The sequence below is a fragment of the Segatella asaccharophila genome (genome assembly GCF_054687055.1).
Map to the genome: position 1 here is coordinate 1 of NZ_BAACAN010000036.1, position 15,360 is coordinate 15,360.

Here is a 15,360-nt window from a genome sequence, read left to right on the forward strand (position 1 = left end):
AAAGAACTCATAGGATTTATTGTTATTGTTGTTCATGGATGCAAAGATACGCTCTTTCTTGCATTCTACAACTTATAACTTCAACCTTTATTTTCTTATAGTCAACACGGATTTATACATGTGCCCCGCATTATCCTCTTTTTCTTCAACAGGAATAAGCAAGTATCGGCTACTCGTTTGTACACGTATCATTGCATGATTATCACTCAACTGCTGCACAACACCAACGGTTTCCGCTTCAGTCAATATACAGCATAAAGCTAACATAGCAGTAACTAGGTATTTTCTAAGACATTCCATTATTATTTATATTTTCAATTTAAAATACAATATAGAAAGAAAAAGTGATTAAAATTACTTTACATTTTTCTCTCATTTCTACCTCAAAAAGATAAGCCACACTAACTTTATAAAGTTAGTGCAACTCTACTTACATATTAATAACCAGGATTTTGCTTATAAACGCCATCTACACCACCTGCATAGTAAATCTGATTATAGGGTATAGGACAATATTCATCATGATCTGTATCAAATTTGGCATTGTAATAATAGGCTGATACCTTAGCCTCATGCCTATAAAAATTATTTAATGTAGGTTTCGCTATACCCCATCTAACTAAATCAAAGAATCTTTGTCCCTCCATTGCCAGCTCTAATCTTCGTTCCCATCTAAGAGCTTGACGGGCATATTCCTGACTAACTCCTGTTGTGGGATAAGTAGAAATTTTGCAGTTTGTTGCCCAATTCTTTATTAAAGACATACTCTGTGTACTGCCTGCACGCATTCGAATTTGATTAATAATTGACATCGCATCGGGAATATTACTATTAAGTTCTATCTCAGCTTCAGCTTTTAATAATAAAATATCAGCATATCTCAACTCTATCTGGTTAATAGTAGTGCCATAAAATGGATCTACCTTAATATATTCAGTACTATTAGGAGAACAACATTCCTTAAGAGATGCATAGTCACCATATACAGCCTCATTACGATTCCAACTCTTTCTATAGATTGTATCGGTATCATATTTATATGGATAACCAGGCATAGCAACGGTATGATACAAACGAGGATCTACTTCACTATTTTTGGTTGCATAATTGTAATCAGAACCTTCAAAATCATTAAAATCAGGAAGTCCATTTATGGTCTTATATGCATTAACCAAATCTTGTGAAGGTTTATGAAAATCACATCCACCGCAACCTTGCGGCCAATTTAACACATTGCCCCAATTAAGGCGACCAAATTTAGTCCCGTCATTTTTTGAAAATTGTATAGACCAAATACTCTCTACTCCATTTTCTATACCGCCATCTGCTGTTGGTAAAAAATTACTAGCAAAATTCGGTTGCAAAGCATATTTACCGCTATTAATAACAATATTTGCATAATCTAACATTTTTTGCATATACGCTTTATTAATAGTTCCTGTGAAAGTGTTAGTATCGTCACCTTCTGGATAAGCTAACCATGAATAGCACTTAGCTAAGTACGCTGCTGCTGCATATTTTGTTGGCCTAGCCACCTCTGACTGAACCTCTGGTAAAGTTTTATAAGCATCCTCAAAATCAGAGATTATCTTCTTCCAAAGATCCTCGTTACTATATACACGGTTGCCAATTGTGGTATAATCATCTTTATCAATATTCTCTTCAGTAATCCAAGGTACGAATTTAAACAGAATCTTCAATTTATAATAAAAATGAGCCCGTAAGAATTTCATTTCAGCAATTTCTTCTAACTTATTTGCATAGTTACTATTAGACTTTAGCTCCAAAGAATGGAGTGCAGCGTTGCAGCGCGCAATGCCACAATATAGGTGATACCATATATCATCCAGACCATCCGTAGTAGAATTCACACCTTCTGATATCTCCAGATAGTGATAATTAATACAGTCACTTTCGTCACGCCCTCCCTTCTTTGCATCATCACTTCTAATATCTCCATAGGGCCATAGATTAAAAGGATACGTATAATGATCATTACCAAGGCCTGCATACGCAGAAGTCACAAGGCCTTCTATCTGGTTTTGTTGCTTTACAAAATTATCTGTTACAGCAGAGGTGGCATTCTCATTTAAGAATGAATCGCCACATGAAGTTAAAGCAAATATTGCACTAAGAATAATTGTAAAAGGTATTATATTTTTCATATTATAAATATGCTAATGATTAATAATTAAAAACTTACTTGTAATCCAACAGACATGGACGTTGGTATAGGGTATCCCCAACTTGAAGATTCTGGATCAGTAGCTGAAAAATTAGAAGCATGGATCGTCAAAAGGTTTTCTGCATTAACGTAGAAACGACAATTGGTCATATAAAACTTTTTCATAATAGACTTCGGAAGAATATAACCTAATTGTAATGTACGCAATTTAAGATAGCTACCATTTTCTATAAAATATGTTGATAGCCTACCTTCATTATTGGCATTTGTGTAGGTCAAAGCAGGAATATCCGAATTCATATTAGTAGGACTCCAAGCATTAAGTACTCTAACCCCCTTATTGGAGCCAGTTTCACTTACAGAATAAAAATCTGTGGAAAATTTCTCGTTGTTGTAATAATCGACACCTTGTACTCCTTGCCAGAACATAGAAAGATCAAAATTTTTGTATGATAGGACAATATTAAGACCATAAGAGAAATCTGGTGTCGGGTTATAAATCCAAGTCTGATCTTTTTCATTGATCACATTGTCACCATTTACATCTGCATAACGAATACGTCCTAACGCCGGAGCCACGAAGCCAGAAGCATAAGTATATTTGCTATTATAGGCATCAATTTCTTTCTGAGAACGGAAGAGACCATCTGCAACATAACCGTATTTAGAATTATAAGCATGACCAATAATATTATCGTTAGCACCGTTACCACCATAGTTATTGATAACACTGGCTGGTACACTAATGACCTTATTACGATAAGAATCTATATTGGCCATTATATCAAAGCATAAGCCATTGGATAAAGTCTTACGATAACCCATAGAAAATTCCCAACCCTTATTCTGCATAGATGCGCCATTAACATATTGAGGGCCTCCTTCACCAATAACACCAATATAACTTGGGCTTAACAAAATACCTGTAGTCTTTTTGATATAATAGTCAAAGCTACCATAAAGGCTATTATTCAATAACGTATAATCAATTCCAAAGTTCCATTGTGTAGTAGTTTCCCATTTCAGATTAGCGTTAGCACGTTGTGTCTGAACATATCCAGAAGCTAAAGTCCCACTGCCAATTCCCTTCATATCATAAGACGTATAATTAGGAGCAGACCATGTAGGATCAGCAGAACCATAAGCGACAGACCATTTTCCAGTATGAGCATAGTAATCTATGCCTTCCTGATTACCGGTCTTACCCCATGATGCTCTCAACTTAAGGTCATCAATCCATTTAAGATTCTTGTTATCACTAATAAACTTTTCACTGGAGATACGCCAACCTAATGTAGCCGCAGGAAACATACCATAGCGATTATTAGAACCAAATTTACTAGAACCATCACGGCGTACAGTAAAAGATGCTAAATATTTTTCTGCATAATTATAATCTATCTTGCCAAAATAGGAAAGTAGTGCATAAGAACTTTGGTCCCCCCCTGCATAAGAATCACCTGTACCAGCATCCGGCCACATGAAGTCTGTACTTTCTACACTATATGTTTTACGATAATCATCAATATATGTATATGTCTTTTTATAAGCCTCTGTACCTAGCAGAAAATTAAATTCATTTTTACCAAAACTCAAGTTATACGTAGCAGTATTGCTCCAAGTCCAATTGAGATTATGATCCTGATAAAGTTCACTATTATTCATAGTATTGCTAAGATAACCGTTTTTATAACTGTAAGTTAAAGTACGAAGGAAATCCTGAATATAGTCAAGACCAAAAGTAGATTTGAGTTCAAGCCCCTTAATTGGACGTATAGATAAATATGCATCACCAAACATACGCCAAGCCCCCTTTCTGTTATTTCTTCCGTCATAAAGCAAACGCAGAGGATTATTTCTATCATTCATACCATTTGCCGGTCCACCCCATCCATCACCGTCCACAGTATGAACAGGTATAATAGATAAAGCTTGTAATGCAAGATTCTGTTGGTTCTGATCAACAGAAGTATAATAGGATGTTGTGAAATTTTCACCGATAGTAGCTTTATTATTGATAAGGTTATAACTTGAATTCATTCTTGCAGATATACTATTATAGTCAGTATATTTGATAATACCTTCATCCCCTTTATATCCAACAGAGAAAAGATAGGAACCTTTATCAGTACCATTACTTATTGATACGCTGTAATTTTGCAAACTACCTACACGAGATATCTCATCAAACCAATTAGTATTGGAAGCAAGCATTGTTTTTTCAGCATCAATATATCCATCATATTTACCAAAACTCATAGAATTAAGAACAGGATTTGTATAATCTTTATTCCAGTTAAATGCATAACTTAGTGCATTAGAGTTTGGATCAACACTACTATTGGTATATGCCCGGAACATAGCTTCACCATATTGTTCTGTATTACAAACCTTCATGTGGCTGGCATAATAAGAAGCTGTGTATGACATATCAAAGTCTATTTTTACATTACCAGATTTACCTCTCTTTGTTGTAATAATAATAACGCCATTACCGGCACGAGAGCCATAAATTGAAGCAGAAGCAGCATCTTTCAAGACCTGTATGCTTTCTATATCATTAGCATTAAGAGAATGTAAACTATTCTTAGTTGGGACACCATCTATAACATAAAGAGGAGAATTGTCATTCATGGTACCGATGCCACGAATCTGTATAGTAGCATCACTAGCAGGATCACCACTATTTGTAATTGTCATACCTGCAACTTTTCCTTGTAAAGCTTGCATAGGGTCCGTTACAGGAACTGTCTTTGTCTCTTTAACATTTACTACAGCAACAGCACCCGTCAAATCGGCCTTACGCTGTGACGTATAACCTGTAATCACAATTTCGTTTAAGTTATTAGCTTCATCTTTCATAGTTACATTCATATTCGCAGAAGCTTTAACTTCTTTCATTTGAAATCCAACGTAACTAAAAATCAATGTGGCAGCATTTTTTACTTTTAGACTAAAATTGCCACTTAAATCAGTAACAGTTGCATTATTAATGCCCTTTTCTTTAACTGTTGCGCCAATAAGAGGTTCTTTATCCGAAGCAGAAATGACTGTGCCATGGACTATTAAATCTTGTGCATTAGCCCCAAGACAAGCCATAAGAAAGCAAAAACTTACAAATAAATTCTGTAGATTTCTCATTATTAAGATGCTTAAAGTTAGTAAAAATATTTAGATTTTCGTTGCAAAGGTATAAGAAAGCCCAAAAAGGCACTTACAAAAATTAGACATTTACTTCCAAATTTGATTCATGTAACAATTTTAAAAGCAAATGTCTAAAATGTGATAAGAAAACTGTCTACTTTACGTAAGTAAACAAAAATAAAGAAATAGTAAGCAACTCTTTCATGTCCTCTTCATCGAGCCTCATTGGGACTGAAACCATATTTTTCTTTAAAACAGGTAGTGAAATATGAAGGGGTTGTAAATCCTACCCTGTATGCGATCTCCGACACTGTCTTGCCTGTAGTCTCAAGAAGATGCTTTCCCTCTTCTAAACGGGCATTGCGTAATAAGTCTACAGGAGTAGAACCTGTCAAGGCTTTCACCTTTCGATAAAGTTGAACTCTGCTCAGACCCAACTTCTCACCAATTTGTTCCACTTTAAGACTGGAATGTCCCATCATACTACGGATTACGATCCGCAATTGTTCCACAAATTGTTGATCAGGATTTCCAAGTCTACTCTCTTTCTCAGTCTCTTCCCTTGAACCGGAAAACAGTTCACGTAACCGGATACGGTTAGCCAAGAGGTTATCAATACGAGCAAGTAACAGCTTAGAAATAAAAGGTTTTGTAATATAGGCATCTGCTCCATGCTGATAGCCTTCTATACGCTGGTCATCCATACTCCGCGCCGTGAGTAAGATTACCGGAATATGAGAAGTAGTACGATCGGACTTCAATTTGTTGCAGAATTCCAAACCATCCATCACTGGCATCATGATATCACTAATCACCAAGTCTGGTACGTATTCACGAGCCAAGTCCAATCCTCGCTTTCCATCAGATGCTTCCAGTACATAATAGTTCGCACACAACAGATTCTTAATATATTCCCGTAAGTCATCATTATCATCAATGACCATTACTGTAGGAGCATTGTCGTCAAGAGCAGTCGTCACCTTTTCTTTCTTCAATTCCTGATCCGGATTATCAAGAAGGCCTTCATAGCCCATCACCTGAGTGGCATTTGCCCGTTCTGTAATCTCACCGACCTCACCTCTCTGAGTAACAGGCAGAATAACCGTAAATACAGAACCCTCATTCTTTTTACTCGTTACCTTAACCTTACCATGGTGAAGTTCCACAAAATCTTTTACAAGTGCAAGTCCTATACCTGTACCACCATTGGCATCTCTGGCTTGATAAAAACGGTCAAAGACCTTATCCACCTCATCCTGCCGCATCCCTACGCCATTGTCTTGGACGGAAAAGACAACTTCTTTAGAATTGGGCTGATACACATTGACGGAAATGCAGCCATTGGATGACGTGTATCTCAGGGCATTGGAAAAAAGATTCGTAAAAATACGTGCTATCTTATCTCTGTCACCAACCATTTCAAGCACCTCATCTGAAGACGAAAGAAAATTCACTGCCACCTTTTTCTTCTCGGCTGACGGGCGGAATTCATCAGTCAGTTCACGAATTTCCTTCACCAGATCAAACCGGCTGAGTTGTAGCTTCATCTTGCCATTCTGTATCTTACGAAAGTCCAGGATATCATTCACCAATTGCATGAGCACATTTACATTACGCTTGACCATCTTCAGCAAAGAAAGATTCTCCCCCTTTAAATTACCGGTAGCCAGTATTTGCTCCACTGGATCTGCAATCAGTGTCAAAGGAGTTCTCAGTTCATGACTGACATTAGTAAAGAAAGTCAACTGTGCCTTTGCCATTGCTTCTTTTTTCTCATTCATGCGAATACGGGTAAGGTGTATACGATAAACGCTCAACAAACTAACAAGAAGCAATATAACAAGAATAACACATAAGAAGATAATTATTTTCTGATTATTATAACTTTTCAGATATGAACTTACTTTATGATGCAGCAAATCTATGTTTTGTCCTTGCCGTTCCAATTCCTGATTCTGTATCATTACCATATCAGCATTGTCTTTAGTAACGACAAACGATTTGAGAAGATTTTCTCGATGGTATGGCTTATGCTCCAGAATCTTCTTGGCCAAGTTCATCACCTCCGTTCCACGGGTAGGGTAAATGTAAGTGCCGGTGAATATCCCTTTTTGAACACATTCGATGCCACCACCCCTGGTAGGCAAACCATCTACCCCCATAAACATGATTTTCTTAGCCAATCCCTGTTCTTTTGCTGCACGATAAGCACCAAAAGCCTGACGATCATTATGCCCGAAAACACAATTGATATGTGGATTCTTTCGCAGAAATCTCTTCATGAGATCATAAGCATTATTTTCCTTCCAGTTTCCCTGCAAAGAAATGACATGAATTCCAGGATAATTACTTACAGCCTCAATAAATCCTTTATGCCGATCTGCAGCTGGCGAAGAACCTTTTAGTCCTATAATCTCAACCACTATTCCATTGCCGTTTAATTTTCCGGCAATATATTTCCCCATAGACCTGCCTACCTCTACATTATCAGCTCCAATGAATGCCGTATACTTATCCGTATTCGTTTTACGGTCAAACATAATCACAGGAATCCCTGCTCGATAAGCTTTATCAATAGCAGAGGAAATAGATGACAACTGATTAGGGGCTACAATAAGTAAATCAACCTTTTTCCGAATAAAATCATTGATTTGCTCTATCTGCTTCTTACTATTATCATTAGCAGATTGAATATCTATATCTACATTATTGTTGATGTAATTAGTCATCAACATTTCCTTATTCAATTTATCCCTCCAAATGTCTTCACTACATTGCGAAACACCTATATGATAATGTCTGACATCATTTCTACAAGCAACAGATAACAAAGCCATGGATAAAATTAGAGCCAAATGAAATCGCTTTCTCATGATACTGATTGTTTTTTGCAAAAATAACAATAATAATTCAATCTAATTTAGAATTAGAATAAAATATTCTGAACACAGAATAACAGCTACCAGAAAAAGACATGCTTATTTTTCATTGCATTCTGAAAAAGACAGAAATCAAAGCCAACCAAAATGGTGCATTATGGCATGCCATAATGCACCATTTCGGTATACCATAATGCACTATTTTGCTCCTCCATGAGGATACCACTTTATTCCTGAAACATAACAAGATGGTTGAAAACCCAACTTTATAAAATGCCCCATTATTCATCCATTCTTTGAAAATAGCTATGTAAAAATCAGCACATCTCTTCTTGCCTGATGATTGCTATCATTTTTCAATCAACAGTTTATTAGTATATCAGCCAGATATTAGAAAGTGAAAGACTTGTCTATACAGATTCTTTTTTATACCTTTGTATGTACGAATCAACCAATTATAGACGAAAGGTTATTATCTTCATGAAGACAGATTCAGAGATTGCACACGAGACAAAACTTGTTCCGATCACGACAATAGCAGAAAAGATCCATATTCCCGTGGAAGATCTGGAACTTTACGGGAAATATATCGCAAAGGTCCCTTACAGACTTATAGATGAAGAAAAAGTAAGAAAATCCAATCTGATTTTGGTGACATCAATCACTCCTACCCTGTCGGGCAATGGTAAAACTACCATGAGTATAGGGCTGGCATTAGGCATGAACAGAATCGGGAGAAACACCGTCCTGGCCCTGCGGGAACCCAGTCTCGGGCCTTGCTTTGGCATGAAAGGAGGAGCCACAGGAGGCGGCTATGCCCAAGTATTGCCGATGGAAAAGATCAATCTCCACTTTACCGGCGATTTTCATGCCGTAACCTCAGCCCATAACATGATCGCCGCACTCTTGGACAACTATATCTACCGACATCAGGAGGAAAGATTTCATTTGAAAGAGGTGCTATGGAAAAGGGTGCTGGATGTCAATGACCGCAGTTTGCGGGATATTGTGACAGGACTGGGTGGGCCCGCCAACGGTCTGGTGGCGGAAAGTGGATTTGACATCACACCAGCCTCGGAAATTATGTCAATACTGTGCCTGGCCACCGACCTGGAAGATTTGCAACACCGTATCTCGAATATTTTGCTCGGTATCACAGCCGAAGGGAAGCCTTTTACTGTCCGTGATCTTGGAGTAGCCGGAGCTATTACCGCTATCCTAGTGGATGCCATCCATCCTAACTTAGTACAGACGACAGAACATACTCCGGCCTTTATCCACGGAGGACCGTTTGCCAATATTGCCCACGGATGCAACAGCATCATCGCGACCAAGATGGCTATGACCTTCGGGGACTATGCCATCACTGAAGCCGGATTCGGAGCAGATCTAGGAGCAGAAAAATTCTTTGACATCAAGTGCCGCCAGGCCGGCATCCAACCCAAGCTGACAGTGATCGTAGTAACAACACAAGCTTTGAAAATGCACGGGCACGTCGAAATAAACGCTATCAAAGAGCCCAATGCCAAAGGATTACAGGCAGGATTTGCCAATATGGACAAGCATATCCGAAATATGCAAAGTTTCGGGCAGACGGTCGTGGTCTGTCTGAATCGCTTCGCTACAGACCTGGACGATGAAATAGAAATAGTGAAACATCATTGTGAAGCACTAGGCGTAGGATTTGCCGTCAACCGGGCTTTTACAGAAGGCGGAAAGGGGGCTGAAGCACTCGCCCGTCTGGTAGTCAAGACCATTGAGGAAAAGCCATCGGAGAAGTTGAAGTTTGCTTATCCGACTTCAGATAGCATAGAGACGAAAATCAAGAAGATCGCCTGCGGAATCTATGGAGCATCGCAGGTAATCTTCAAGCCAGCTGCTAAAAAACAACTGGATCGTATCCGGAAATTAGGTTTTGAACATTTCCCCGTGTGTATTGCCAAAACCCAGTATTCATTTTCCGAAGACAAAAAAGCTTACGGCATGCCTGAGGATTTCACCCTCACCATCCGAGACCTGGTCATCAACGCTGGTTCGGAAATGATCGTTGCCATCGCGGGGCACATCTTACGGATGCCAGGACTTCCAAAAGATCCGCAAGCAGAACATATCCGAGTCATCAATGGTCAAATAGAAGGACTTTCTTGAACATACTCATCCGTCCCTACCTGCCGGTCAGGATATGATCTCCGTATGCGAAGAAATAATGATCACATGACCCCATTGATTCTTTTGCGTACCTTATTCCATGCAGAAGTCCCACTCAGACAAGTATGGGGAAGTGTTCTCATCATCACATCCAACCGGCACTTCGGAATAGCAAAACTCAACACATCCTCATCCACCCAGGGGCGCACTGACGGATCAAAAAGCCCGAGAAAGCAACGATAACCGTTTTTTCGGTTCTCATTTACAATCGTACTGATAATACTGCTACATCCTGACCCAAAGAGGGTCGAGACGGTATCCGGCTCATCTCTGTCAAAGAAAGCCCAACTGCATAGACCGGACAAGACATCAGGGGTAGCGAAGAATATAAGCCCTTCAATATTATCCAGATGGCCCATGCGGTCTACCCGCTGAAAGTTCAGATACTTACCATGGGCCTTCTCAACCCCTATCTGGTTAATAAACCGGCATACTTTCTCTGGCGAATCTTTATATTTCTCTTTCACGGAAACAAAATCGGGAATGCAGTCAGGTAAATCCACGAAACCCGTATAGAATTTACCACCCCCACAGCCAATAGTTTCAGCATTAAGACTCACCGTATTTCCCAGGAACACCTTCGGAAAGAACTTGAATATACAGCCCCCTCTTTTCACGGTTTCTGCTACAGGTTTATCGCTATAATAAAAAGCCATCGGCAGGGACGGTATAGCCCCGAAGGCTGCCCGGAACTCTGACACAAATTCACTCGACTCCATAATGTTTTCTATTTGCCAACAAGCAAATTTAAACATTTTTTCTGATTCGAAGAAGCCCGCGGCACAATTTTTATTTTGTACGTCTATCCCTGCAAATTCCGGTCTTATTGTCCGTCACTTCAATTCATCCAGATAATAACTGAACTGTCCTCCGTCATCATCAATTTCCGAGTTCGTATTATACCAGCTCACAATCATCAGTTTATAGTAATGTTCCCCATCAGCCGAGCGGACAGCATAAGTGTGCTGGCTCGGGGTATACTCCATAGGAGGTCCGCTCAAGGCAATCGCTTTACCCAGAACGGGATTGCCCGAAGAACGAAGTTGCCGGATGCCATTATTAGGGTCAAACCATGGGTTCTCGTCAAAATCCAACTTATTAACCACCAGATAATGGTACCAGTCAGCCTGCGAATAAGTCACGGAGACAGTTGAATCATCAGGAGTGAAAGTCTTTGACAGCACCTGAGACTTAGACGTCCAATAGTCATAATTACCATAGCCCAGATCAACGGCACCACCCTTTCCTGGGCCACTGGTACCACTATTCGTCCGCAGGTGATAACCACAGAAAGCCAGATCCCAGTCCATGCGAGAGAGTTGTTCACCCTCCTTGATATCCTGATTAGGAGCAGTCCTGTTAAATACCTGTCCCGTACGGAGGTTAAAGTAGAGCCAGTCATTACTGACACCAGTGACATAACCGGTAACACGGGGCAGCACCTTCCCATCAAAATCATCCGCATCATATTCCGTGCATGACGACAGGAGCACCAGCACTAAACCTGTCAGATATACTATTCGTTTCATTTTAGATCTTCATTTATGGAACAACGCATCCAATTTCACCTCCATCTGTACATAGACCCTCGCTCCTGCCGTTGCCGGTACACTGAAAGCGGTCAAGCCAGATCCCAGCGTCTTCGGTTTATAGTTGAAAAGATTATTCACGCCGGCATAGACCTTGAGATATGATCCGAAATTCTGAAGGACATTCAGATTACAAAGCACATAGGCAGGCAGTCTACAGCGGAAATAAGCTTTATGGCTGATCCCGTCAACGGTCAGACGATCCTGCACATCATAAGTTTTCTCCCCCATAAGAGAAGCATTCAAATTTACTCGCAAGCCATAGTTCCTATGATTGTCACAGCTGTAAGCCAGTCCTGCCGTCGCAGCGTATGGAGAAGTTGTATTAAACTGCAAACCGTTCTCCTTGCTTACATAAACACACGAACAGGAAGCGTTCATCAGCCAATGCCTGAGGAACTTCCATTTCATCAGCCAGTCTGTACCTGCCAGAGTCTGATTGTCAAGATTCGTATACTCGAAATTATATTGCATGTCATAAATGCGCCACACTCCTTCTATCTTATGGCGGAAGAGGTTCGCATAAACAGTTCCGTTAAGAAAGAAATCCCCACGGTTATATTCAGCTCCCAGAGAAAAATAATTATTCTTTTCAGGTTTCAGATATTCATTCCCCTTGATCATGAACATTCCCAGATGATCCCAGTTGAAGAACAGTTCCTTAATGCTCGGCGACCGGTAGCCCATCGAATAGTCAGCACGCAAGGCCAGATGATCACTGACATTATATTTAGCAGCGATCTTCGGCATCCACATGAAACCAAACTGATGGCTGAAATTAGTACGCACCCCCAGAGAGAACATCCACTTGTCAGAAGGAACCCATTCATCCTGAAGGTAGCACTCGGTTTCCTTCAGTGAACGGGATGTCATCTTACGGTTCACGAAACGGTCACTCGTAAGACGGTCTCCGAAATAGTCCAGACCCATCTGCAGGTCATGCCCTTTGAAATAGTGGCTCTCCAGGACGAGCCGAGGTTCCATAACCCGCGAGTTGTATACCTTTCTGCGTTCATTCCGCCGTTCATGCCGCTTGTAACGGTAATAGAAATCTGTATGCACGCCCGCCGTAATATCCAGCCAATCTTTCAAGTCATACTTTCCCTGTGCACCCCATGAGAAATCTTTCGACTGCGTGAATACAAGATCAGGGATCATATCATACGTGTTCATAAAGAATGCCGTACCGTCAGCCTGCAGATGCAACCCGCGGAAAGGCTCATAATAAAGTCTTTGTGCCAGAGAGACATGCTGGTCACCTTCCACCCCCATCGGCGGGCGGGGCAGTGTGCTGGTCACCGTCACATCATGGTCAAGGAATTTATTAACCTTAGCCGTATAAGTTTTCGTATCATTCTTTTTCTGATAGAGATTAAAAGCATCCGATGAACTATAACAGACATCGGTCTGCGAGGTAACCTTCCCCTGATGTAATCCGGCAGAGACCCAGGTTTGCAGATTAGGCTTGTCAACATCCTTCTCGAACATATAGAGGAAATCCCTTTTCTTGGGATTCTTATAATTGCGTTCATTCATCTGTCCCCAGCGCACTCCAGCCTCTATAGACACAGGTTTGTCAGTCTTCTTCGTAATCATGTTGATCACTGCACCGGAAGACATCGAGCCATAAAGAGTACTGCTTCCCCCCTTGATGATCTCTATATGATCGATAGCATGAAGATTAAAACGCTCATAATCAAGATTGCCCGCCATGTCTCCGGTCATACGTTCACCGTCTACGAGGAAGAGCACATGACGGGCATCAAGTCCATCCATGTTGAGTTCATTGCCAAACCCCACTTTCTGGATATTCATCCCCGGAGTCTCCATCAGCAGCACCTGTTGCAGATTACAATATCCGGCATCTGCCAAAGCCTTACCTTCCAGCACCTGAGTAGTGACAGGCGATATTTTAATAGGTTTCAGGATGGCTGAACCCGTCACCGTGACCCCCTGCAGCTGATAGGTTTTCTTCTGCATATCTCCAGTCACCGTTATCATCTTCGTGGAGTCACTATGTTCCTGCTGGGTCTGAGCCAAGACAGGAACAGTGACCGGCACGGAAGAAAGTATGATGATGGCCGAAAGAAAGTTTCTTTTCATCCTATCCGATTTCACATCCCATGTGCCTTCTTATAGGCTGCAAGATCTGCTTCATATTTGGCAAAGTCCTGCTTAAAATGAGCCATCCTGCTCTTATCTATCTTCTGCTGATAGACATCAGCTGAGAAATCCATCACATTGAATTCCGTCTCAAACTCAATCTCATTGGTATCAGCATTAAAATAGCCGGTGACGGTGCCTCCTCCTCCACCTCCATCCGTATACTCATGAGAGGTATCCTGATCATTGCCTGTATAGTGAGTAACACCACCTATACCTTCAAACTTGATCCAGCCTTTCCCTTTATACTCATCTTTTTCCCATGTATTCAACTTCATAAAAGCGCAATTGATACCAAAATAAATTGTAACAGGCATTCTGCCGACTGAGAATTTTCTAATCTGGATATTCAGTGAATCACCCTTCCAAGAAAAGTAATACTTCAAAGGACACCCTTCGGGGAGAAGTGTTTTATTTACTTGATCCATCATGCCCTTCGCATTCAGTACGATACTGTCATTCAAGACCTTCTTGGCTGCGTTCAGATTCTCCTCAGACACTGGAGTCTGAATGATTTTCTCATCTTCTGAACAAGAAAAGAAAGTCAGACAGACCAGCATCATCAGTGACGCAACGGAAAATAAACGATATTTCATTTTTTATTGCAAATAGAATTATAACTTATTTTGTACCCGTAAAAGAAAAATCAGATTCTAAACCCGTTTTACTTAAATGAGCATTGCAAGTAAATGACAGAGAATTACCATCCAGATCAGTTACTGTCACAATACCCGTATAGGGCATCTTAAATCCTAAAAGGATAATATATCCTGTTACAGGATAAGTCCCCACACCTGTGATAGCTGTAGAAGAAACCATATAGACATCATGAGGACCTACTGTAAAATTACCTTCAAGAATACCATTACTGATTTCAAAAGCACAGTTATATTCCTTACCACTACTAATCGGAACACCATTCATTCGGGTAGGAACGGCTACCCCCGAATAGGTTCCATCATATTCATCCGTTGCAGAAGTGGCAAGATACTGACAGGTTTCACATTTGGCATTTACATTTGTTACACCGGCAAACGCCATAATCATCATAAAAAGAAAAGTTACTTTTTCATTCGAAAATGTTTTTATTGCGAACAGCCTATAAATCGGCTATTCAGGTTTAACTTATTTGTTTTGACACAATAAAAGAATAAGCAGGCTGCGGTATGCTGTCTGCGGCTATTGGCTTAGG

Annotated in this window: 9 protein-coding genes; 1 reads left to right on the forward strand and 8 read right to left on the reverse strand. The window is 40.3% G+C overall.

From position 1 onward, the window contains the following. Positions 1-437 precede the first annotated feature (437 nt). From ACYRYG_RS12730 to ACYRYG_RS12740, 3 genes are all read right to left on the reverse strand, one after another. Positions 438-2,165 carry a RagB/SusD family nutrient uptake outer membrane protein gene (locus ACYRYG_RS12730; RefSeq protein ID WP_294731797.1) on the reverse strand — a complete coding sequence of 576 codons (1,728 nt, stop codon included), beginning with the start codon at positions 2,163-2,165 and terminating at the stop codon, positions 438-440. A gap of 26 nt (positions 2,166-2,191) precedes the next feature. After that, positions 2,192-5,326, reverse strand: a complete 3,135-nt coding sequence (locus tag ACYRYG_RS12735; RefSeq protein WP_460198405.1) for a SusC/RagA family TonB-linked outer membrane protein — start codon at positions 5,324-5,326, stop codon at positions 2,192-2,194. Positions 5,327-5,541: 215 nt separating this feature from the next. Beyond that, entirely contained in the window at positions 5,542-8,058 is a 2,517-nt protein-coding gene (locus ACYRYG_RS12740) for a substrate-binding domain-containing protein (RefSeq protein ID WP_460198407.1), read from the reverse strand. A 630-nt stretch (positions 8,059-8,688) separates the two neighbouring features. Between ACYRYG_RS12740 and ACYRYG_RS12745 the strand changes: the two genes are divergently transcribed. Beyond that, positions 8,689-10,356, forward strand: a complete 1,668-nt coding sequence (locus tag ACYRYG_RS12745) for a formate--tetrahydrofolate ligase (protein ID WP_293425769.1) — start codon at positions 8,689-8,691, stop codon at positions 10,354-10,356. Positions 10,357-10,418: 62 nt separating this feature from the next. Here ACYRYG_RS12745 and ACYRYG_RS12750 read toward each other — a convergent pair whose 3' ends face one another. The 5 genes from ACYRYG_RS12750 to ACYRYG_RS12770 all read right to left on the reverse strand — a co-directional run bounded on the left by ACYRYG_RS12750 (position 10,419) and on the right by ACYRYG_RS12770 (position 15,218). After that, positions 10,419-11,171: a DUF169 domain-containing protein gene (locus ACYRYG_RS12750; protein ID WP_460198408.1), complete on the reverse strand. Its 753-nt coding sequence runs from the start codon at positions 11,169-11,171 to the stop codon at positions 10,419-10,421. 78 nt (positions 11,172-11,249) lie between these two features. After that, positions 11,250-11,945, reverse strand: a complete 696-nt coding sequence (locus ACYRYG_RS12755) for an HmuY family protein (RefSeq protein WP_293423487.1) — start codon at positions 11,943-11,945, stop codon at positions 11,250-11,252. A gap of 9 nt (positions 11,946-11,954) precedes the next feature. Then, positions 11,955-14,006, reverse strand: coding sequence for a TonB-dependent receptor plug domain-containing protein (locus ACYRYG_RS12760; RefSeq protein WP_460198411.1), 2,052 nt, complete (start codon positions 14,004-14,006; stop codon positions 11,955-11,957). A gap of 113 nt (positions 14,007-14,119) precedes the next feature. Then, a complete protein-coding gene (locus tag ACYRYG_RS12765) occupies positions 14,120-14,764 on the reverse strand; it encodes a DUF4903 family protein (RefSeq protein WP_460198409.1) in 645 nt (214 codons plus the stop codon). Between the two features lie 25 nt (positions 14,765-14,789). After that, complete coding sequence (locus ACYRYG_RS12770) at positions 14,790-15,218, reverse strand: hypothetical protein (RefSeq protein ID WP_460198410.1); 429 nt, start codon at positions 15,216-15,218, stop codon at positions 14,790-14,792. Between the last annotated feature and the right edge of the window lie 142 nt (positions 15,219-15,360).